Source organism: Bacillus marinisedimentorum (assembly GCF_001644195.2).
Lineage (GTDB): Bacteria > Bacillota > Bacilli > Bacillales > Bacillaceae_O > Bacillus_BL > Bacillus_BL marinisedimentorum.
The window spans coordinates 22,260-45,259 of the sequence record NZ_LWBL02000067.1; the positions used below are offsets into that span (position 1 = coordinate 22,260).

Sequence of the window (23,000 nt, forward strand, 5' to 3'; positions counted from 1 at the left end):
GGAACAAAATCGCTGGCAAATGAACAGGGCAGGCCTGCTCAATTTCTGGTATTACGATGAGGAGATATTCGATTTTTCGGAAGGGAAACTTTTGTTAAGAGGAAGCAATGGATCGGGAAAGTCTGTAACAATGCAAAGTTTCCTGCCCGTTTTACTTGATGGAAAAAAGTCACCGGACAGGCTCGATCCGTTCGGTTCAAAGGCACGGAAAATGGAAGACTATCTGCTCGGGGAAAAGGAAATCGTCGACAGGGATGAGCGGACAGGCTATCTTTTTATCGAATACAAAAGAGCAGACACCAATCAGTATGTCACGACAGGGATCGGACTGCAGGCAAAACGGCAGAAGCCGCTTAAGTTCTGGGGATTTACAATCACGGATAACCGCCGCATCGGGACAGATATCGAGCTCTATAAAACAGAGCGGCAGGGAACGGAAGTAAACAAAATTCCACGATCAAGAGTCGAACTTGAAAATGTGATTGGCGAGGGGGGCCAGGTTGTCCAGACGCAAGGCGATTACATGAAGCTCGTCAATAAGCTTATTTTCGGCTTTGAAACGATTGAAGCCTATGAGGAATTGATCAAGCTGTTGATCCAGCTGAGAAGCCCGAAGCTTTCGAAGGAATTCAGGCCGACGGTCATTTATGAAATCCTTGAAGCCGCACTGCCGCCGCTTTCCGATGATGATCTTCGGCATCTGTCTGATACAATCGAGCAAATGGACCAGACAAAGCAGCAGATCGAACAGCTCGAGCGTGAACTTTCATCCCTTGAAAAGCTGAATAAGGCGTACGATATCTATAATCAGCGCTACATTGCCGATCAGGCGGCTGAATATCGAAAAGCTTCCAGAAGGGCCCTGAAAGAGGAAAAAGAATTCGAACAGCTTGGTCAAGACCAGGAAAAGTTGAAAGTGGAAATTCAGGAACTGTCTGACAAAGTCCAGTTTCTTAAACAGGATAAGGATACGTATGAAAAGCAGAAGCAAAGGCTTCAATCACATAAAGTGTGGAACCTGGAAGAGGAGAAAAAACAGGAAATCGAGCGGTTGAAGCGTTCTTCTGATGATCTTGCCCGAAAAGACACCCAGCTGTCGCGTGAGAAAAATAAAAAGTGGACGGCAGAAAAGCAAAAGGATGAAGCGGAACTCGAAACCGAGAGTCTCCTGCGGGATATCGCAGACCATCTCGGCGATATGGGGAATGATGCGCATGAGGCATCCTTCACACAGCATGAGATGAACGAGGAAGATTATGACCGGAAAAAGAACACCGAATTTGATTTTGCCGTTTGGAAAAGAGAAGCGGAACAGCATGTCGGGCAGCTGACTGTTATTGAAGAGAACTTGCGGGAGTTTGAACAGGTAAAAGAAAACCTTCAAACCAAAAACAAGGAATTAGCTGGTGAACAGCAGCTCCTTGACCGGAAGCGGCACGAGGAGTCAGACTGGCTGAAGATTTTTGAGGAAGATAAAGAAAGACATCTTAATGAAATCTACAGGTGGACTGAGACACACAGTGAATTCAAGGTTGAGGAAGAAGCGCTGCAGCGAGCTGCAAGAGGCATGTACTCCCTTTATGAACCTGCTTCTTATAACGAGATCACTGATGCTGTTTCTCCTTATGTCATCCACTACCAGAACATCCAGCGAGACCTGTTATCCGAACTGAATACAAAGGAAAAACAGGTCATAAAAGACATCGAGGAAAAAGAATCTGTCCTTAATGAGTGGAAAAACAAGAAGGATCCCGAGCCTGACACACATCCAGCCACGAGGGAAGCAAGGCAGGCATTAAGGGAGTCGGGTGCAGAGTTTGCTCCGCTCTACACACTTGTTGAGTTCCATGAGGGAGTCTCACGGGAAGTTCAGACAAGGATCGAAGCTGCCATGATCGACAGCGGCTTGCTTGATGCCCTCATCACAGATGGAACCCGGGCCGTGATCCACGACCGTGTGCTGACACCAGATCCGAATATGATGGCCCATACATTAGCTGATTATCTCAAGCCAGATATTGTGGAAGGCGTATCCATCACTCCTGAACAGGTCGATGATATCCTGAGAAGCATTGTAATCGGGGAAAATCGGGATGGTGCATCCATGTCGGTTCAGGAAAACGGCTCCTATCAGCTTGGGATTTTAACAGGACATGCCGTTCCGGTTGAAAGTGTCCGCTTTATCGGCAGAAACGCAAGAAAGAGATACCGTGAAGAAATCATTCATCAGCTGAAGTCAGACCTGGAAGCCCTCCAAGAAGAAAAAAGGGAAATCCAGCAAGGAAAAGATCGAGCGAGACGTGCGATGGAAGCGGCGGAAACAGCATGGCGCCAATTTCCAAACGACAAAGATCTTCAGGAGAGCTTCCGCCAGATCGAAAAAGTACGACTCGCACTGAAACATCACCAGGAACAGCTTCAAAGAATTTCCGCCCAGTTAAAAGGAATGGACGGCGAATATCAGGAGCTTAAACGGATTATCGGTGAACAAACTCGTTTTTACAACCTGGAAATAAGCAGGAAAGCTTACCAGGAAGCAAAAACGATTATGAACCGTTATGAAAAAGATCTTTTTGAGCTCCAAACCCTTCATACAAGATATATTAATGTTACAGAACGGGTCAGAGAACTTGAGAGCCGTATTAAAGAGATGGAAGAGGATATCCTGGCACTTTCAGGAGAACTTAACATTCTGAATGATGAAATCGAGCGGTTTCAGAAAAACATCAAACAAATCGAAGCGCAGCTGGAACAGGCAGGGGCAGCTGATATCCGTAAACAGATACGAGAAGTTCAGGATAAACTGGGGTGGATTGAAAAAGAATTAAGTGAAGCCAACCGGCGCCTCCCGCAGCTTGAAACGACCTGGAGCCATCAGCAAAAAGATCTCGAGGAAAAAGAGCACGAGCTGAAATTCTGGAAACAGATGAGGTCAGCCTGGGAGGAAGCACTCGGAGCAGAGTACCACAGAGGACTGACGGCCGGGCTGCCTGAAGAGGATAAGGTGGAAACCATCGCCCGAACAGTCGAAAAAGCATATGGGGAACTCCTTAAAGAAAAAGAAAAAAGCCAGACAGACGCCAGGTTGACAAGTGAATTCTACGATAAGCAAACAGACCTGATGGAGTACCGGATGCGCGATTATACAAAAAGTCATCCTGTTCCGGAATGGATGAAACAGGTATCAGAGGATAGATTCATGCCGTTCATCGATCAATGGAAGCAAAAAACATCAAGAAGATTCATAGAATTGGACTTGCGCGGCCAGCAGGTCAATCCTTATGCTGTCCAAAAAAACCTTCAGGATGATTATGCCCGCCAGGAAAGCTACCTGGATGAGCAGGACAAAGAACTATATGAGGAAATTTTGTTCAAATCCGTCGGCAGCAAGCTGAGAAGCCGGATCCGCCGTGCCGAGAGCTGGACGCAAAAGATGAACAGCCTGATGGAAAGCCGCGATTCTTCCTCTGGGCTGACATTTTCGATCAAATGGCGTCCGCGGACGGCAGACACTGAAGAAGAAATGGACACGAAAGACCTGGTGCATATTTTAAAACAGGATGCACAACTGCTAAAAGAACAGGATCTCGAACGAATCACTTCCCATTTTCGCTCGAAAATTTCCAAGGCGAAGCAATGGATCGAGGAAAAAGGCGAAGGCCACACTCTTCTCCAAGTATTGAAGGAAGTGCTCGACTACCGGAAGTGGTTCTCCTTCGTCCTTTCTTATCAGCGGACAAATGAACCGAAAAGGGAACTGACCAACAACAAGTTCTACACGTTCAGCGGCGGGGAAAAAGCGATGGCCATGTATATCCCTCTTTTCACAGCCTGTTATTCCCGGTACCAGGAAGCAGCCGGCACCGCGCCGTACATCATTTCCCTTGACGAGGCGTTTGCAGGTGTCGATGAAAATAACATCAGGGAAATGTTCGAGATCGTCGAACACCTCGGTTTCGATTACATCATGAATTCCCAGGTCCTATGGGGAGACTATGACACGATTTCCACCCTTTCAATATGCGAACTGATCCGTCCGAAAAATGCGGATTTCGTCTCGGTGCTCCGCTACCAGTGGGATGGCTATAAAATGAACCTTCAAGCAGATGAAGGTGCAGTTCAAGAAGAACCCGTCACATCAATCTAAGTAAGGATGAGAAAAATGGCTGATTCCCCATTGCAAGAAGCATTAGACTATTTCGGCGGTGATCCCGGTTTTCACCGCCTCTTTTCCCTTTTCAAAAAGAAATATGAATCTTATGGCAGAATAGGAGGATCTGTTAGATTAACCAATTTTCAGGAAAAAGAAATCAAATCGATAGCCCGGTTCTTTGGCGATGACGTGGACAGGCTGAAAGCAAAGGGAACGATCACCCTCCTTTCCTTTGAACGAAAGCTTCAGGAAACCAAGTTTGAAGGGTTGGGGCTATTGGATTTGCTGCAAGGCTACTTTGACGAGCCTCTGGTCACTAAGAAAGAGGCGAAGGAACAAAAGCAACTTGAGCAGCAGAAAAAACTGGCACGGCTTTCTGCAGAATTTCTGAACCTGTCCTTTTGGTTCAGGCATCTTCAGAGCCGCTCCCCAGATACATACTGGATCAACAGATTATTGGATGAAGAGAGATTCGCGGACTATTGTAGAACCCTTTCACGAGCAATGGCAAAGCTGCCTGCAGATTACGAACGATTGCCAGTTTTCAGCCAGAGGATCGCCGGCAATCCACATGCATTTGATCTGTCAACAGAACTGGGTAAGCTTTGGATACATGTCTTACATGTAAAAAGGGGAGCAGAAAATATGTCTGCACCTCCTGCTGATACCGAAAGCATCAATGATTTGTTAATGGATTTCAACCTGCTGCGTGATGACATCACCAATTACGTAACATGTGCCAACATAACAGCAGAAACCGAAAAAGGGGAACACCCAATGTGGAAAGCAGCTTCTGAAACAGCAAGCGTCATGAATGTTCCGATGCGGGAGTTGCTGAAAGTTAGAAAAGTGTACCCCCAAAACAGGAAATCTAAAGTTTGGATTGTTGAAAACTCTGGCGTTTTCTCAAGTCTTTTAGACGCAGTTCCGCATGCACCGTTAATTTGCACTCATGGCCAATTCAAACTTGCTGCTTTAAGGTTATTGGATATGATGGTTGCGAGCGGCTGCAAATTAAGCTATGCGGGAGATTTTGATCCGGAGGGCCTGGCCATGGCTGTAAGGTTAAAAGAACGATATCGGGATAATATCGAATACTGGAGGATGAGCTTCGATTCATATAAGAAATCTAATCCCACTGTTAGCATTTCCGAGGAACGTCTTTTTAAGCTTAACAGTCTAACAGAACCCGGGTTGTCAGATGTAGTTGATGAGATGAAGAGGCTTAAGAGAGCAGGTTACCAGGAGGCATTGCTGGAGATTATGATTAACGATTTGAAAGTTGCTGAAAAATAGGAATCATTTTTTAGTGGGACAAGGTACCTGTCCCTCCGGTTTTTGTGGTTTTTCTAAATTAAACCATCAAATGTAGGTGATAAAATGGAGAGAAAAAGGCCGAAGCTACAAAATAAAACAGAGATACCAGTTAATATTTATAAAGGAGTGGAATTACTTAAAGAGTGTACAAGTATTCAAGAGGCAGCAAGGTTTTTCAAAAAACATACAGAAGCAAATCGTTTTAATTGGAAAGCAATTAATAATGGTATATGGTTTGACGAGCCCTATTCGATAAACGGTGCTACATATTACTTTGTCACTGATGAAGAAGCAGTTAAGAATAAGCTTGAAGAGATTAATTAAGGTGCCCGTCACCACCCGAAATATGTCGAAATTAATCCTTTTATCATGTTTTCTCCAGGATTAGCTTTATGATTCTTAAGGTCATAACGTTAACGCCATTGTGTCGACTTATCATATAAACACGAAGCATAATCAACTTTTTATAAAGTTTTTGATGGGATAGATTATAACTTTTTAAAAGGAGGAGGAATTTTAATGAGTAAAAAAATTGGATTTGTAGGACTGGGAGCGATGGGCTTTCCAATGGCGGTTAATTTAAAGAAAGCCGGTTTTGAAGTGATAGGCTATGACGCTTTCAAAGGAATATATGAAAAGGCAAACGGTGCTGGAATAACCATGGCAGATACGTTAAAAGAGGTAGCAGAGCAAGCTGACGAAGCGATTATCTCAATGGTTCGTGACTATGACCAAAATGTTGACATTATTTTTGGAGAAAATGGTCTATTAACTGCCCAGCCTAAAGATAAAACAGTTATTGTCATGAGTACTCTCGACCCTGATACAATGAATGAATTAGGTAAGAAAGTCGAAGAAGAAAGTGAATTAAAAATCATTTCTGCTTCGGTAAGCGGTGGGGTTCCAGGTGCTGAGGCTGGTACTTTATCAATTATGACATCAGGTCCTGAGACAATCGTGGAATCTTTTAAGGGTTACTTTGATGCGATAGGCTCCCATACGTTCTACTACGGTAATAAGCCAGGTAATAGCGAGGCAGCAAAGTTAATTAATAATATGATTTTAGGCATTAACATAAATGCAGTGGCTGAGGGACTTAAATTAGCGAATACATATGACTTGCCTGAGGAAGAGATATTAAACTTGCTTCAAGTAAGTACAGGTGATAGTTGGGTAGTCCGAAATTGGAATGATATTTCTGAATGGACTGCAGATACGTCATTGGGCGTTCTGATTACGGACTTAAAAGCATCTTACAACGAAGGGCTTAAACACAATGTCACATTACCTTTCAATGCCTTATCCTCTACACAATTATTTGACTCTATGGGAAAAGAAAAACCAAAAACCTGATTAAGGTGCCTGTCCTCTCAAGAGTTTATAAACTTTTGAGAGGCTTTTCATTTATTCTTAAATATGAGCCGGGCACCAGGATTAATAATTTGGAGATGTTAAAAGATGCATGTGGCAAAGGGCAAACTGAGTCTTCATGTATAGGGCAAGATTGAGGAAGACTCAGTTTCGAGATAATCTAATCAAAATGGGTGAAAATGAAATATTTTACAATACATATCTTGAGAATGGTAAACATTTCACTAATAATTGTAATTAGAGAAATTTTTAATATAGGAAGTGTTAGATAATGAATGAAGAATTAAAGTCTAATTGTATGGAATGCTTTGGGTTATGCTGTGTAGCATTGCCTTTTGCTAAATCAGCAGACTTTCCTTTTGATAAAAAGGGAGGAGAACCTTGCAAAAACTTATATTCGAATCACTTATGTTCTATACATGACCAATTGAAAGATAGAGGATTCAATGGTTGTATAACCTATGAATGTTTCGGTGCCGGACAGCATGTTTCCCAGGTACTATATGAAGGAAGAAGTTGGCGAGAATGTGATGAGCGTGCCGAAGAAATGTTTTCGGTTTTTCCTATTGTCCAACAATTACATGAGATGCTTTGGTATCTTAAACAAGCCCTAAACTTAAGAGAAACCATTCCAATTCAATCTAACCTGCTAGAGATATATAATAAAACAGTTAAATTAACTTCAAAAACCCCTGAAGAGATATTAGACCTTGATGTTCCAACTCACAGAAAGCTTGTAAATGAACATTTAGTAGAGACAAGCAAACTATACCGAGCAGCTTTCATAAATAAGACAAAGAAGATAAAAACTTCAGATTATATAGGAGCCAACTTAAATGGTAAGGACCTACGCGGAGAGGACCTTAGAGGAAAACTTATGATTGCTGCTAATTTAAAACATAGTGACTTGAGAAAGGTTGATTTCATTGGAGCTGATCTTAGAGATGCAAACTTCAGTGGAGCTAACTTAAATGAAGCACTGTTTTTAACTCAGTCACAAATCAATTCTGCTAAAGGAGATGCAAGGACTAAAATTCCAGAGTATCTAGATAAGCCAATGCACTGGCTGAGTTTAATTAAGATTTCTCGATGATACCTTGAACTCAAGTATTCCTGTATCGGGGGGAATCTTGGAACAAACGCCCCCAGTTTTGTTAACTAGGTTTGTTGGTTCAAGTATATAACCTCGATAATATAAGGTAAGGCTAATGAGATTTTCATTAATTCAACATTCGATTGGATATTTGATACCTTTAATACGCTTGGGCCAAAAAACTTTCACTGGGTTTATAATCAGGAATGTAATTTTTTTTTCATTTCTTGCGCCAGTTGGAGATATACATTTACCCTGATTTGGTCACCTGAGACAAAGGGACAGGTGTATCCCCGTTTTCTTGGGACAATGAATCTGTCCCTTTGTACTTCCAGCCAGACTGCTTCACACTAAGCACGGTGATCGTAACCATGATAATCCCCATTCCAAGAGGTTGAGTCAAGGCCAAATGATCTCCAAGAAGCAGAACGCCGAATAATGAAGCTGTCACCGGTTCTATCATTGAGACCATCGAAGCCGTTGACGGGGAAGTCCGTCGAATGCCAATCATATAAAATATAAATGAAAGTCCGGCACCCACGATTCCTAACAGCAGAAACCATCCTATGTCGCTTGACGTCAACACACCGGCTGCTTCATCATTGTCCGCAAAAAGGAGAAGGATGAGACAAAGCGAGAAAAAAGCGATCGTTAAGATGGTCTGCGGCTTTCCGATGGAAGAGGCATTTTTAAACCCGAATATAAACAAAGCATAGGAAAGTCCGGAAGCGAGCCCCGTAGCCGCCCCCAGAAAACTCACTGAAGCCGAATCGGTGTTGTAGGCACCTGTAAGCAGAATAATCCCTATAAGGACACTGGAAATGCATCCCCATTTAAACCAGGTCGAACGTTCTATTCGTAATAAAAAGGAGATTAACAGGACGAAAAGAGGTGCGGTGTACATTAGAGTGGCGGCAACAGCATTGCTTGAGGATTGGATACTTAGAAAATAAAAAGTGAAATTCCCGGCAACGCCAATACCCGCTAGTAAGGACCAAATGGATAACCGAGTGGAGAAGATCCAATTTTGCTTGAAGCGAAAGAGAAACCACGCGAAAAAAAGTATAAATCCAACAGCCCCCGGTAAAGTGAAATCACAATCGCATCCCAGCCCCTGTTCATTAAAATACCGGTAATTCCCCCACTCATGCCCCAACATATTGCAGCCAGCATAGCTAAGCCCACACCTTTAAACCGCATCGTATGCCTCCTAAAGAGTAGTAAGGTGCGAAACTTCACGTATCAGAAACATAACGCGGCCTAATAACGTAAATTTCAAGGGGGCCAAACAATCCACTTTACGTCTCTAATCAAATAGATATGTTTTTTAAGAAAGGTGTATACGGTAATTCCTTTAAATTCTTATACCTATACAACTCCTCGATAAGGGAGTCGATGCTTTGAAAGTGGTGCCGGAAAACCTGCTTTCATTGTCATGATGCAAAGGCAGGCTGGAAGTCGGCTGTTATGCTTCATGACGTTATTATCTTCTGCACCTGTATTTGAGCACCTGGTTTCAGGTCTGACAGTCGCACCTTCCGAAGAAACCCAACAGCCAGAATGTCTGTTATCACACCACTGACTATGTCACAAAAACGTTTTTTATAAATGGGAATACGGAGGAGTCCAAGATTAACGAACCTCTGAAACTCCACTGAACACAAGCCATAAAAAAAGCCAAAGCTTTGTTTTGCTCAAAGCTTTGGCTTTATGTCTTCTTCTTCTTTTTTCTGTTCCAGAATCAAACCTGAAGAGCTGACAATTATATTTTCAGTTCAACATCTGCATCTTTTTTAAGTTCTTCCACTTTTGCCATTAGTTTTTCTTGTTGCTGCTGACTTTCCAGCTGTTTCTTTATTTCCCCTTTTATTTCTTCATACGGCGGCATTTCTTGACCCTCAGACTGTGAACCCGATTGGGCTTTCATCTGTTCATAGTATTCTTTTGCTTCTTCGTCGGTTACCTCATCTGTCTTGATTTCTTTTTCAACATATTTCTCGATCATCAGGGACTGTGTAATCTGTTTTTCAAGTTCTTTTGCTGTGAGGTTATTCTGTTCCAGCACCTTGTTTAATGCTTCTTCATCCCCATATTGTTCTTTTATGCCACTCATTTGTTTCTCGACATCGTCCGCAGAAGCTTCATATCCTTTCGATTTTGCTTCCTGAAGCAGCAATTCCTGTCCTACGAGCGCATCCAGGACTTGTTTTTTTAACTGTTCTGCTGCTTTTCCTGAAGTCGGGTCCTGTCCCATTTGCTGATATTGCGCTTGGTTTTGAGAGAGCAAGGAATTATATTCACCGCCTTTTATCTCTTTGTCGTTAACGACAGCAACGGTCTTATCTTCATCAACTTGCTGTTTTTCCATTTTCTTTTGCATGTCCTCAGCTTGTTTCTGTTGATTTTGGTTATTTTCCTGGCCGGCTTGCTGTTCTTGCTTGTTTTCCTTTTGCTTACCGTTATCGTCCTTTGACTCTTCATTTCCTCCGCAAGCTGCTAAAAGCAGGATGAAGAATGCAGTTATTACTAGATATGAAAACTTTTTCATTAGTTTTGTTCTCCCTTCAATCAATCATTAGTGGCTATTATAGTATAGACCTGAAGCAAAATGAAACCCTAAGCCACTGCAGAAAGGATAATGTAATGTGTTTGTAAGATAGACAAACATTTTGTTATAAAGGGGTGCCTGTCACCACCCGTATTGTGTCGAATAGTAATCAGTTCAATAGGGTAGTGGCAGGCGCTTTTTTAGCGTCGGTTTACAAAAAAAATGCACTATGTTATATTTAAAAAGTTAAAAATGTTAAATAAAAATTTAATAAAGTAAACAAAAGGGATGTTCATCCACAGGGTGCAGGTTTAGGTTTATTCCGAAAAAGAAAACCACCTGTATTTTCTACATATTCGTGGGTTGATAGAAATACTCTGGCATTAGACGATAGGTGGAATATACAGATTAGGAGATTAAATAGAAACGGTATCTCGTACCTGAACCATTAGTGGATTAAAAAACTAGCAAACTATTAGCTCCATTTTATAACAAATTTTTAAATAAATGCTTTTCATTTTTGTTTAAGCATCCAAGGAGGACTTCAAGATGAATGCAACATATGACATTGTAATAATCGGCGGCGGAAGTGCGGGTTCTGTGCTCGGCAACCGTCTGAGTGAAGATGGGACACGCAGTGTTCTTGTGTTAGAGGCAGGGCGTAAGGATTTTTCATGGGACCTCTTGATCCAAATGCCGGCAGCTTTGCCGTTTCCGGCAGGAAAACCATTCTACGACTGGCGATACGAATCTGATCCTGAACCTCATATGAATGGACGGCGTATTAAGCATGCCCGGGGAAAGGTGCTCGGAGGTTCGGGATCTATAAACGGAATGATTTTCCAGCGAGGCAATCCAATGGACTATGAGCGTTGGGGAGCAGACGCGGGTATGGAAACGTGGGATTTTGCGCACTGTCTCCCGTATTTCAAACGGATGGAAAATGCCTTAGCCTCCGACCGGGATGATGAGTTTCGCGGCCACGACGGCCCTCTCAAATTGGAACGCGGGCCGGCAACTAATCCTTTATTCCAGGCCTTCTTTGACGCAGCTGTGGAGGCTGGCTACTCACGGACTCCTGATGTGAACGGTTTTCGCCAGGAAGGATTCGGGCCGTTTGATAAGCATGTGTACAAAGGCCGGCGCTTTGGGCCTTCACGGGCATATCTGCATCCGGCTATGGGGCGCGAGAACCTCACTGTAAAAACGCGTGCTTTTGTTGCGAATATTGACTTCAATGGTACCCGAGCAACCGGTGTGACATATCAGCAAAACGGGAAGACGCATCAGGTCAGTGCAGGGGAAGTGATTCTGGCCGGGGGTGCAATCAATACGCCGCAGCTGCTGCAACTGTCAGGTGTTGGCGATGCTGAACACTTGCGTTCACTTGGCATCAAACCGGTAGTTGATCTTCCGGGTGTAGGTGAAAACCTTCAGGATCATCTCGAAGCCTACATCCAGTACGCTTGTCCGCAGCCGGTCTCTGAGCAGCCTAACTTGAATAAAGCGCGGATGCCGTGGATCGGTTTGCAATGGCTGCTCGGACGCAAAGGCCCGGCAGCAACCAACCATTTCGAAGGTGGGGGTTTTGTCCGTTCGAACGAGGACGTCGCCTATCCGAATTTGATGTTCCACTTCCTTCCGGTAGCGGTACGGTACGATGGGAAAAAAGCAGACACCGAGCACGGATTCCAGGTGCACGTCGGCCCAATGTACTCCGATGCCCGAGGTTCGTTGAAGATTCGTTCGACGGATCCGAAAGAGCATCCGAGCATGGTCTACAACTACCTTTCGACCGAACAGGACCGCCGCGAGTGGATTGAAGCGATAAAGATTTCACGTGAAATCATGTCTCAGCCAGCTATGGCACCTTATAATTCGGGAGAAATATCACCTGGTCCTTCCGTTCAGACAGACGAAGAGATTTTGGATTGGGTGGCACAAGATGCCGAGACTGCACTTCATCCGAGCTGCACGGCAAAAATGGGGCCAGCTTCAGATCCAATGTCTGTCGTAGACCCGCTGACAATGAAGGTCCATGGACTCGACAATGTCCGGGTTGTCGATGCGTCTGCCATGCCTTATGTCACGAACGGCAATATCCATGCACCCGTATTGATGCTGGCGGAAAAGGCAGCGGACATCATCCTTGGCCGCAAACCGCTGGAGCCGATCGATGCCGACTACTACCGTCATGGCGTACACCCAGCCGACGCAGGCACAGTAAAAGCATAAGCAATAATGCCTTCAATGAGATGGCCTCTTTCAAAATGTATTTGCAAGAATACATTTATGAAAGAGGGCCGTCTCTTTTTTTGCTGGGAAATAGACCTGGCCCTCTCTTAAGAAATAGGGGCTCGCTTTCACCAGGGCACAAAGACGGCATCCGTTCATACTTCCCTCCGGCCGCACTCACAGTGTCTTCTTTGCCGCGGGGCGGGCGGTGAGCCTCGTTCGCTACGTTCCTCGAAAATAAAAACCAATTTTCTTCGTGCGGTGTCAATTCGAAGAAGCTTTTTCAATGTCCTGCGGGATCTCAGCTGTCCCTGCTCCCACAGGACGGAATACGCCTCCTCGAATCCTCACCGCACGAAGGAAATGCGAGGAGTCGAGCCCCTTCCGCGCCAATCAACTGGCACGTGATAAGAAGTCCCGCTTTTATTTTATTCAACCGGTGGTTTGGATGAAAACAAGCAATCCAGCCGCGTATTCTTTTAATGAGAGGACTCTCTGTTATCGCAAATCTCTGGTTTGTTGAATTATCATATAAATCAATTCCTTTATTCTCACCTTGAATGTCCAAAATGGTAAAGAATCACGAATCAAAGTTGTTCAGTGGTTCTGCAAATTGTTGTTATTCAACTGAGTGGATTGGAGCGGAAGGCATGAGACTCCTGCGGGACAAGCGAACAGGGGAGACCCCGCAGGAGCGCCAGCGACGAGGAGGCTCCCCGATCGCCCCGCGGAAAGCGAATGCCTGCAGCGGAAAGGAACGGATAACTTTAAGAAACCCCAAACATCAACATGAAACTTCCACAGAACCGAAACAAAAAAGCTGGTCCCACCAAAAAGGAGAGACCAGCTTCTTCAATTCTTCCACCTATTCTTTTACCCACTCATCAATCAGCTCCTGGTTCTCATCGACCCACTTCTTAGCCCCATCCATAGGATCTTCTGCACTTTCTACATAGTCGATAAGCTGGCCGATTTGCTGATCATCCATCTTCCAGTTTTTGAACCATTCGCTCACTTTAGGATAATCTTCTTCAAATCCGTGTCTCGTCGCATGGTGAATTTTCTCTACTCCGCCAAATGTCTTTTTCGGATCTTCAAGGAACTTCAAGTCATGCTTGGAGAATACCCAGTGCGGGCTCCAAAGTGGTGCCACGATCGGTGCTTCATGTGCTGTTGCTTTTTCGATCTCAGCTAACATTGCAGGTTCAGAACTTGGCACTAGTTCAAAATCAAGATTGTACTCTTCAATTAATTGCTCGGTGACTTCCATCGTACCTGCGCCAGGGTCGAACCCGGTAATTTTTCCATCAAACAAATCTTTATGTTCATTTAAGTCTTCTATACTATTAACCTCTTCTAAATAGGTTGGAACAACAAGCCCGACCTTTGCATGATCATACCAGGTAGCTTCTGAAAAATTAACAGTATCCTGGTACTTTTCTAAATAATTAGCATCCTGGACCGGTAACCATACCTCTAAACTGGCATCCAGGTCACCGCTTTCTAACGCGCTCATCGTAACCCCCATGTCCAATGACGTTAATTTTACGTTATACCCCTTATCCTCTAAAACCACTTTCCACATGTTTGTAACTGCAATATTTTCGGCCCAGTTAATTTGGCCAATCGTCAATTCTTCATTACTTCCTTCTGTGTCTTGAGCTTCTGCTTTTGCTTCACTGTTTTCCTCACTAGTGCTTCCGCATGCTGCCAGTACAGCAGCCATAAGCAGTGCTAAGATTAAACCAAGTTGTTTTCTCCCTTTGTCCATGTTGAAAAACTCCCCTTTTTAGTATGTGGATTAAACAAAAATCTATTCTAAACGTTAAAAACGTTAAGAAATAATTTAACAATGGTACAGCACTGACTTATCCCTTAGCAGTAAAGGGATAAGTGCACGATTCATTTAGCGGGTGGCGATCGTTTATCTTTCTATTGATTTGCCTAATATCAATCCTGGTTATCTTTAGGTATAAATTCGAATATCTTGCCGCTTTTTATGCTTGCAACTAAGTCTTCCAGCCAGTGATAGTATGTTTTGGATTCTTCTAACTGATCATAGTATTCTTTTGCCTCTGCAACAATTTCTGGCGTGCTGGCGGAATCTTTGATGACATTGATAAAATCTTCTTGCGCTTCCTCAATTGCTTCCATATTCATTTTCACTTCGCGTTCCCACATTTGGCAGTAGAACGCCATAAAGGAACGGAAGAAGTTTTTTTCAGCGACATAGGTGTGTTTTCTGGAACCGCGTGTAAATGTTTTTTTCACCATTTCGATTTCCTGGAGTTTGCGGACGCTCGTACTCATACTCGGTTTGCTCATTCCGAGCTCCGTACGCATTTCATCAAGAGTCATCTGATTTTTAAAGTACATCGTCGCATATAAATTTGCTGCAGCTGGTGTTACCCCATACAAATCCATTGTTTCTGCAATGGTGCCAATGACTTTATTTTTGGCTTCTTCTATTTTCATTTTCGATCTTTCAGTGGATTCGTTCATCAAGTTGCTCCTTCAATTGAAAGTAAACCGCATTAAATATTTATTAAATATTCTTCACAAACTTTATGATAACGTGTTCAGATTATATGTCAAATGGAAAACGCAATGTTAACCTGTTGCAAATGATACAAACCTAGCAATCCCAACCGTTCAAGTTAATTTTAATTCTTTCTTGAATTTAGATTTTTGACAGCTTTGAAATGACCATGTTATGATTACCAGAACGTTAAATAAATTTTTAACAAACTTAATTATTTAAAAACTGGAGTTGATAGATGTGAGTCTAAAACAACAATACATAAATGGTGAATGGGTGGGAGCGATTTCAGGCAACACGCGTGATATTATTAATCCATTTAACCAGGAAGTGATTGCCGCTGTTCCAGAAGGTGATGAATCAGATGCAAAAGCGGCAATCGCTGCAGCAAGAGCGGCATTTGATAACGGAGAATGGTCTTCTGTTCCGGCAGCAGAAAGAGGCGCGATCGTCAGGAAAATTGCTGAATTAATAGAAAGAGATAAAGAAGAGCTTGCCAGACTGGAATCTTTAGATACTGGAAAAACAGTAGAGGAAAGCCGTTGGGATATGGATGATATCGCAGGAGTGTTCCGTTATTATGCAGAGCTGGCAGATAAAAATAGCGGGGAACTGATTGAGTCGCCAGTGCCGAACTCGATCAGTAAGGTCGTTCACGAACCTGTTGGTGTCTGTGGCCAGATTACACCCTGGAACTACCCATTGCTGCAAGCATCCTGGAAATTGGCTCCGGCATTAGTTACAGGTAACACACTGATTATGAAGCCAAGTGAAATTACACCACTTACGACGATCAAAGTATTCGAACTGATGGAAGAGGCAGGCGTGCCTGCTGGTGTCGCCAACCTTGTGCTTGGTGCCGGTCATACAGTTGGTGCAGAGCTTTCTGATAACATCGATGTGGACCTTATTTCTTTTACTGGCGGGATTGATACCGGGAAGAAGATTATGCAGGCAGCAAGCGTCAATGTGAAGAAGCTTGCGCTTGAACTGGGCGGGAAAAACCCGAACATCATCTTTGCTGATGCTGATTTCGAGGTGGCTGTTGACCAGGCATTGAACGGGGTATTCTTCCACGCAGGACAAATATGTTCCGCTGGGACAAGACTGATTGTAGAAGAAAGCATTCATGATGAGTTCGTCAACGCACTTGTTGATCGCGTGAAAAAATTCAAGCTCGGAAACGGATTTGACGAAGATACACAAATGGGTCCGCTTATTTCAGCTGAGCACCTTGCGAAAGTGGAAAAGTATGTAGAAACAGGTGTTAAAGAAGGTGCAACATTAGCCGTTGGCGGCAGCCGTCCGGAAGAGCCGGAACTGCAAAACGGATTTTTCTACCTTCCTACCATCTTTACAGACTGTAAATCAGATATGAGCATTGTCCAAGATGAAGCTTTTGGCCCTGTTATCACGGTTGAAAAATTCCGTACAGAAGAGGAAGCGATAAAGCTTGCGAATGACTCTATCTACGGACTTGCCGGCGGCGTTTGGACAAACGACATTGTAAAAGCTGAACGATGTGCAGCAAAGATGCGAATGGGCACTGTCTGGATTAATGAATTCAACCTCTACTTCCCGCATGCACCATGGGGCGGATTTAAGCAGTCCGGTATCGGGCGCGAGCTGGGAAGACCGGGTATTGAAGAATATACCGAAACAAAGCATATATACCAAAACCTTAAACCGGAACCGATCAACTGGTTTTAAACGTGGTGCCTGTCACCACCCGAAGTTTGTCGAATCACCTATTGATTCGGCAGAACTCGGGTAGCGGGAGGCACTCCTTTTATTTCTTCAAATAAATAACCCTTGCTGATCGGTCAGCGGGTTTTCGGGGTTTTTGCTTTCAGCGGCGATTTTTTCCGGCTTGGCGAAATTTGCTCGGGTTGGTCAATAAACAATATCACTGCCAGACGAAATCCGGCCGCTTCCAATAGGAATACCACCCTGAATCATGAGAGTATCTTGTTCCGTTTTGAATGATGGGGGACAAGGTACCTGTCCCAATTCAGCCTGCCTGCTTCACACTAAGTATGGTGATCGTAACCAGGATGAGTGCCATTCCAAGAAGTTGAATGAGGGTCAAATGATCTCCGAGAAGCAAAACGCCAAATAATGAAGCTGTCACCGGCTCTACCATAGCGACCATTGAAGCAGTTGACGGGGCAGTCCATCGAATGCCGATCACATAAAATATAAATGAAATTCCAGCACCCAGAATCCCTAATAGCAGAAACCATCCTATGTCGCTTGACGTCAACACACTGACTGCTTCTTCATTGTCCGTCAAAAGAATAAGGATGAGACAAAATGAAAAAAAAGCGATCGTTAAGATAGTCTGCGGTTTTTCATTTTCCATAGAAGAGGCATTTTTAAACCCGAATATAAACAAAGCATAGGAGAGCCCAGAAGCGAGCCCGGTTGCCGTCCCCAGAAAACTCACTGACATCGATTCGGTGTTGTAGGCACCTGTAAGCAGGATAATCCCAATAAGTACACTGAAAATGCATCCCCATTTAAACCAGGTCGAACGTTCAATTCGGAATAAAAAGGAGATTAACAGGACGAATAAAGGTGCAGTGTACATTAACGTAGCGGCAACAGCAATGCTCGAGGCCTGGATACTTAAAAAATAAAAAGTGAAATTTCCAGCAACACCAACACCCGCTAGTAAGGACCAAAGGGATAAACGAGTGGAGAAGACCCAATTTTGTCTGAAGCGAAAGAGAAGCCACGCGGAAAAAAATATAAATCCAACAGCCCCCCGGTAAAGTGAAATCACAATGGGATCCCAGCCCTTGTTCATTAAAATATCGGCAATCCCGCCACTAATGCCCCAAAATATAGCGGCTAGCATAACTAAGCCTACACCTGCAAATCTCATCGTGTACCTCCTAAAGGTAAGTAATGGTACAAATTTTTGATCAAACTATTAGAAACCCAGCGCGGCCTTACTAACGTAAATTCAAGGGCCTAACAATCCTCTTTACGTTCCTAATCAAACATTTGTATTTTAAAAAAGTTGTAATCGGTAATTCCTTTAATTTCTCATACCTAAACCTAAATCAGATTGTGGATAAAGGATTCAATACCGTGGATGCTTTGAATAAGGCAGACTGGAAGTTGGGCGTGACGCTGACATGGTGATATTGGAAAAATGAGCAGTTTAAACTGGATACAGTCATGCTTATGGAGAAAGTGACGGCAGCGAACGGCTCAGCTGCCAGGAATGTTACATTCGGGAAGTAAGGAGAAGTCGGCCTTTTCTCAAAAAGTAAATAAGCCAACAGCTTTAAAATGAATCATAACCCGAATAAAAAGCATTAGGTAAAAAGCGCCATTATTCGGGTTTTCTGTGTTCTGTCAACGTTTGGAGAAAGGGTTCCAGGTAACGAGCTTATTGTGAGACTGTGTCCCTTTTGGAGACATTACGAATTAACGGTGTCTGGTATAGGTTTAAAGCTGTCATGATCAGGGATATGCTGCATTATAAATCCGTTTGATCAGAAATGACAGCACTCACAGGCATTCACCCGATCCTCTCCAGCTTCATATAGTGAACAGAAAATCAATGGAGAGGAGTGCTGGTTTTGTATCAGGAAGATCCGTATCTTTTTGACAATGACATGTATGAGTGGAACAGTGAAGACCGACAGTACCCGGGAGGTTATTTCGGTCCGCCGCCGGCCGGCGGAGGCATTCCTCCTATGGGACCGCCGCCGGCATTTTCACCCCCTATTCCTGCCTGGCAGTACGGCCCCGCCGGCATGAGCAGTTGTTTGTACCGGAACACGTATATTTGGTTAAGGGACGGCAGCAGTTTTTGGTTTTTCCCGACCTTTGTAGGAAGGAATACAATCGTCGGTTTTAGATGGAGAAGGTTAGGCTGGATTTATCATGTCATCAATCCGAACGCGGTGCGTTCTTTCCAGTGTTTTTAGCGCCAGCAGCGGAAATCAACTTCCCATTTAGGAAGCAACAGCAGCCCTAACCAAATCAGGAAGTGACACACTCTTGTTTATTAAATAGAATCCATCTGATTGAGGGATGGATTCTTTCATGTGTTCTGGAGATTCTTATTAAGTCGTTATAGGGCAGGAACTATATATAAGGCCGGCAAGCATTGAATGGAACTGAAACATGAAACATCGACCGTTATATGCATGCCTGTTGGCACCAAATCATCGATTTCTGCATAATCTAATTGACAACAAGGGGTGCATTCCACATTCGTGTTCATTGTTTTGAATGCAGGGTGTTCTTTGAGTTTTAATAATTCCAAAGAGGCGCAATCACCTTTTATATCCTTCACTCGAAAAAGAAAGGTAGGAAACCAGAGCCAACTGCCTTTTTGCCGACGATAATCTGCAGAAGGCATCACACCATGTGCAATAAATGGTTTTGACCCGCAATACAGGATGAATGGGATTGTATTTTTCTTATTTTTAGCGGATTCGTCAATTGAGGCCTGTATAGAGGGCTCACGTGGATCGATAGTAATTTTCCGTTGAGCATCTGCTATTTTTTCCAAAACGGCTTTCACGCATCTATTTTCGTTCCGGTATCCTTCCAATGGTTCCTTACCCCTTTTCCAGCAAACTGCTTTTTAAGTATCCTTTGAATCGAAGTTGGTTTTGTTTGTATGACCGGCCTATTATGACAGAATCCTTCACCGGTAATAAAAAAAGCACAAAAACCTCCGATCTGTTAATCACGTGGCATAAAAATCAGAGGCTTTTGCGATAAGCAAGTCACTCATGTGCCTGGTCTGGAAACTGGCATCCCATTGTTAGTGCGTTAAAAGAAAGGATGAACTGTTTCCTTATTAAAGTTTATAACGCGGAGTGAGGCAAAGTTCACCCTGGGCAGGTCCTGCCGCTTCAGTGTTGGCTGTAGTGGCACGGATCACATCAAAACGTCCGATCGTGAATACGAAACATCCGCCTGGGGGGATAACAGCTGTTCTGATTGCAGTCCCGCCGGTCCCGTCAACGTTTGCACCTCTCACAAACGCAACAGTCATGTTAGCCTGGCTGCAGTTTTTGATCGTTCCCGAAGCCACAAGAGTGTCACACTGATCGGCATTTGTGCCATACACCACTGTAGGCGTACCTCCTACAGCTACGCTAAAATCACAGCAAATCTTATCCTGGACAAGGTCCTTTTCATTGCAGCAGTTGAAGCAGCAATTGTCATGATTGTTCTTTCCGTTATTCACTTAATCAATAACCTCCTTTGGTTTTTAGACAGCAAGTATTTTGGAAACTCCTGGAACTAGTTTCTATCGCTGTCTGATACTATTAAATGCAAAAGCAGCTTTTTCGCATGTATGCCTGTCTAAATCTCCAGCCTGTTTTTCAGCCGATTTCGTCCAATTTTAATCGTTGCGGGCGACAACCCGGCAACTTGTCTTGATTTGGAAAGAAGAAAGATTACGGAGAATCAGGGAGTGTAAATGGTTCATCTCATAAAAAAGCTCTGCAAAACTATCAGATTTCCAAAGAAAAAACCATCCTGCCGCTTATTGAACGGTCAGGATGGTTTTTTCTTTAACGTCCTGTATAACCAGGCAGGCTGTTTTTACAGCAGCCACCTTATATATGGATAAAGCTAAAGCAATAGGAGAAATGAGGATAAGGAAAAGAGGGGGGACAAGGGACCTGTCCCTCCCGCTTCTCTACCATCTATAAGCCCCTTCGCACGTATTTGCCTCCGGCTCATAATAACAATGCTGTTTAAATTGCCCTGTAAACGGCTGGCCGTACCACTGAGAGGGACATGCGCCGTACGGATTGAAATACCAGAGGGCATACTTGGAAGGATGTTGTCTCCAATACTCCAGGGTTTGTCTGGCTAACCTTTTTTCTGTGCTTCTTGCCCTGTTGTAAAAAACATTGCCTTTTTGAACGGCTTCAAAAGAATAATTTCCTCCTTGCACCTGGAAGATCACATCCCGTATTGACCTTAAATCTTTGAAGTCAAGGCAATTCGCTTTTAGCCGGTTAACAATCACATTTCCAACCATCAGCATCCCGAGCCCGCCTTCACCTTCAGCTTCTGCCCTCATCATCCTTGCCATTAAAGCAACGTCGCTATCTGTATATTTTACTCTTGCCATGTTTTATCACCCCTACATAGAATTTTATGACAGAGGCTTGCAAAAATGCTTGTTTGCCTTACATCGGCACGCCAGGGAAATGTCTGTAAAAAATGCGGCGTTAAACAGACTGATGGCTTTTTGCCGATATGAATGTGTCCAGTGCATTGAAGTACGTTCCGAAACAAATGGGCATATGATGATGGCAGAACTCTGTGAAGGGAATGAGTGGATATGTCTAATGGTAATAACCCGTACCAAAATCCTTACTATGCCAACGGAGCAGCTTATAACGGAGACTGGATGGCAAGGAATCACCAGCCTGTGGTTGATGCAATTCTTTCCGGTCTCAAATATGAAACGTCAGCGATTGATTTATACAGCCGATTAGTGAAAGTAGCGCCGGATGACAAACATAAAAAGGACATACGGCGTGCTTTGGAGGATGAGAAGTCTCATTTAAGGCAATTGACTGACCTGTATACAGCTCTGACAGGAAGCCAGCCTGTGTACCGGGCCAAAAAAATTCGTTTTGACACGTATGAGGAAGGGTTGGAAAAAGCCCATGAAATAATATTGAAGGGCTGTGAAGAATATCGGAGCCGTTATTATGTGACAGATCATCCTCTTATCCGGGATGTGTTTTCGAGGGCTTTTACCGATGAAAGGAGGCATGCTGCACAATTCGGCTCCTTACGATCTTCCAATGAGGCAAGGATTCAATTACAGGATTATGGAGCAAATCCGTTCGCCGTAAATATTGATGAAGCTACCAGGCAAAATACGAATTTCCGTACTGCTTTATGGACAGGAAGTAATATGCAGGTTACACTGATGAGCCTTAATCCCGGAGAAGACATAGGACTTGAAGTTCATCCGGAAGGCGATCAATTCATCCGGGTTGAGCAAGGCCAGGGAGTTGTCCAAATGGGTGATCGTCCAGATAATCTTGATTTTGAAGAAATGGTCGAAGATGACTTTGCCATGATGATTCCTGAGGGCAAATGGCACAATCTGACGAACACTGGAAATATTCCGCTCAAGGTATACGTTATCTATGCGCCGCCCGAGCATCCATTCGGCACCGTCCATGAAACAAAAGCGGACGCAATGGCTGCGGAAGGAAGAAACCGCAGGTACTACTAAATTAGTTATAATGAAAAAGAGAACCCAGTAATGTGCATTTGGGGTTCTCTTCCTTACATATTCCCAATAAATTCTCCTGTTTTTGGTCTCTGTCGGGGTTTCCCTCATTTGTTCTTCGTCTGTTTCACCAGCTGATGCCCAAACACCGCCACACCTGCAGCAATGATCGCATTGACGACTGCATCAGGGGTGAAACCGAAAGAAAAGACTGCGAGAGCGAGTGATACGAAAAAGAGGATCCAGATGATCATCCAATCCGGCACTTTTGGTGTCCGCTTCAAGGCAATGCCAATAATCCACAGCACGGGCACGAGGAACATATAATTCTCATTTAAATAGTGCATGACATCCATGTCGATGCAACTCCCTCCATATATAATGGACTGACCCGTTCCCGGGGCGGCCGGTTCCTAATACGGCTGGTATATGATTGAATTGTGCGTTTTTAAAAATATATGAAGCTGTCCGGAAATATAGTCAGGTGGCGTTGCTTATTTG

17 protein-coding genes and 1 pseudogene are annotated in these 23,000 nt (G+C 43.8%); 9 read left to right on the forward strand and 9 right to left on the reverse strand.

Annotated features, from left to right (window positions below; translation table 11 throughout):
• Window positions 1–19: 19 nt before the first annotated feature.
• The 5 genes from A4U59_RS18965 (at window position 20) to A4U59_RS18985 (ending at window position 7,934) form a co-directional block, all read left to right on the forward strand.
• The gene (locus A4U59_RS18965; RefSeq protein ID WP_070121728.1) at window positions 20–4,147 is read left to right on the forward strand and encodes a TIGR02680 family protein; all 4,128 of its coding nucleotides are present in this window, start codon (window positions 20–22) and stop codon (window positions 4,145–4,147) included.
• A 15-nt stretch (window positions 4,148–4,162) separates the two neighbouring features.
• Window positions 4,163–5,449, forward strand: coding sequence for a TIGR02679 family protein (locus A4U59_RS18970; RefSeq protein WP_070121705.1), 1,287 nt, complete (start codon window positions 4,163–4,165; stop codon window positions 5,447–5,449).
• Window positions 5,450–5,596: 147 nt separating this feature from the next.
• Window positions 5,597–5,794, forward strand: coding sequence for a hypothetical protein (locus A4U59_RS18975; RefSeq protein ID WP_169824006.1), 198 nt, complete (start codon window positions 5,597–5,599; stop codon window positions 5,792–5,794).
• Between the two features lie 195 nt (window positions 5,795–5,989).
• A complete protein-coding gene (locus A4U59_RS18980) occupies window positions 5,990–6,823 on the forward strand; it encodes an NAD(P)-dependent oxidoreductase (RefSeq protein WP_070121707.1) in 834 nt (277 codons plus the stop codon).
• Between the two features lie 289 nt (window positions 6,824–7,112).
• Window positions 7,113–7,934 (forward strand): pentapeptide repeat-containing protein, encoded by an 822-nt coding sequence (locus A4U59_RS18985; RefSeq protein WP_070121708.1) that lies wholly within the window; start codon window positions 7,113–7,115, stop codon window positions 7,932–7,934.
• Between the two features lie 250 nt (window positions 7,935–8,184).
• Here A4U59_RS18985 and A4U59_RS18990 read toward each other — a convergent pair.
• A pseudogene (locus A4U59_RS18990) lies at window positions 8,185–9,134 on the reverse strand (DMT family transporter).
• Between the two features lie 562 nt (window positions 9,135–9,696).
• The gene (locus tag A4U59_RS18995; protein WP_070121709.1) at window positions 9,697–10,482 is read right to left on the reverse strand and encodes a SurA N-terminal domain-containing protein; all 786 of its coding nucleotides are present in this window, start codon (window positions 10,480–10,482) and stop codon (window positions 9,697–9,699) included.
• A gap of 549 nt (window positions 10,483–11,031) precedes the next feature.
• Here A4U59_RS18995 and betA point away from each other — a divergent pair.
• The gene (gene betA / locus A4U59_RS19000) at window positions 11,032–12,717 is read left to right on the forward strand and encodes a choline dehydrogenase (protein ID WP_070121710.1); all 1,686 of its coding nucleotides are present in this window, start codon (window positions 11,032–11,034) and stop codon (window positions 12,715–12,717) included.
• 865 nt (window positions 12,718–13,582) lie between these two features.
• Here betA and A4U59_RS19005 read toward each other — a convergent pair.
• Window positions 13,583–14,488, reverse strand: a complete 906-nt coding sequence (locus A4U59_RS19005) for a glycine betaine ABC transporter substrate-binding protein (protein ID WP_070121711.1) — start codon at window positions 14,486–14,488, stop codon at window positions 13,583–13,585.
• Between the two features lie 179 nt (window positions 14,489–14,667).
• Window positions 14,668–15,219, reverse strand: coding sequence for a choline uptake/conversion transcriptional regulator CudC (gene cudC, locus A4U59_RS19010; RefSeq protein ID WP_070121712.1), 552 nt, complete (start codon window positions 15,217–15,219; stop codon window positions 14,668–14,670).
• A 277-nt stretch (window positions 15,220–15,496) separates the two neighbouring features.
• Here cudC and betB point away from each other — a divergent pair, with 277 nt between their 5' ends.
• A complete protein-coding gene (gene betB / locus A4U59_RS19015) occupies window positions 15,497–16,966 on the forward strand; it encodes a betaine-aldehyde dehydrogenase (RefSeq protein WP_070121713.1) in 1,470 nt (489 codons plus the stop codon).
• 301 nt (window positions 16,967–17,267) lie between these two features.
• On the opposite strand, the gene A4U59_RS19020 is transcribed toward betB, so the two are convergent.
• Window positions 17,268–18,143, reverse strand: coding sequence for a DMT family transporter (locus A4U59_RS19020; protein WP_070121714.1), 876 nt, complete (start codon window positions 18,141–18,143; stop codon window positions 17,268–17,270).
• A 706-nt stretch (window positions 18,144–18,849) separates the two neighbouring features.
• Here A4U59_RS19020 and A4U59_RS19025 point away from each other — a divergent pair.
• Window positions 18,850–19,200, forward strand: coding sequence for a hypothetical protein (locus A4U59_RS19025; protein WP_245680594.1), 351 nt, complete (start codon window positions 18,850–18,852; stop codon window positions 19,198–19,200).
• A gap of 146 nt (window positions 19,201–19,346) precedes the next feature.
• Here A4U59_RS19025 and A4U59_RS19030 read toward each other — a convergent pair whose 3' ends face one another.
• The 3 genes from A4U59_RS19030 to A4U59_RS19040 all read right to left on the reverse strand — a co-directional run bounded on the left by A4U59_RS19030 (window position 19,347) and on the right by A4U59_RS19040 (window position 21,377).
• On the reverse strand, window positions 19,347–19,832 hold the full coding sequence (locus tag A4U59_RS19030) for a CotY/CotZ family spore coat protein (RefSeq protein ID WP_070121715.1): 486 nt from the start codon (window positions 19,830–19,832) through the stop codon (window positions 19,347–19,349).
• A 252-nt stretch (window positions 19,833–20,084) separates the two neighbouring features.
• Window positions 20,085–20,477, reverse strand: a complete 393-nt coding sequence (locus tag A4U59_RS19035) for a DUF3992 domain-containing protein (RefSeq protein ID WP_106406379.1) — start codon at window positions 20,475–20,477, stop codon at window positions 20,085–20,087.
• 459 nt (window positions 20,478–20,936) lie between these two features.
• Window positions 20,937–21,377, reverse strand: coding sequence for a cell wall hydrolase (locus A4U59_RS19040; protein WP_070121717.1), 441 nt, complete (start codon window positions 21,375–21,377; stop codon window positions 20,937–20,939).
• Between the two features lie 213 nt (window positions 21,378–21,590).
• On the opposite strand from A4U59_RS19040, the gene A4U59_RS19045 reads away from it, so the two are divergent.
• Window positions 21,591–22,502, forward strand: coding sequence for a cupin domain-containing protein (locus A4U59_RS19045; RefSeq protein WP_070121718.1), 912 nt, complete (start codon window positions 21,591–21,593; stop codon window positions 22,500–22,502).
• Window positions 22,503–22,606: 104 nt separating this feature from the next.
• Here the strand turns inward: A4U59_RS19045 and A4U59_RS19050 are convergent, their stop codons facing one another.
• Window positions 22,607–22,855 (reverse strand): phage holin family protein, encoded by a 249-nt coding sequence (locus A4U59_RS19050; protein ID WP_070121719.1) that lies wholly within the window; start codon window positions 22,853–22,855, stop codon window positions 22,607–22,609.
• Window positions 22,856–23,000 lie beyond the last annotated feature (145 nt).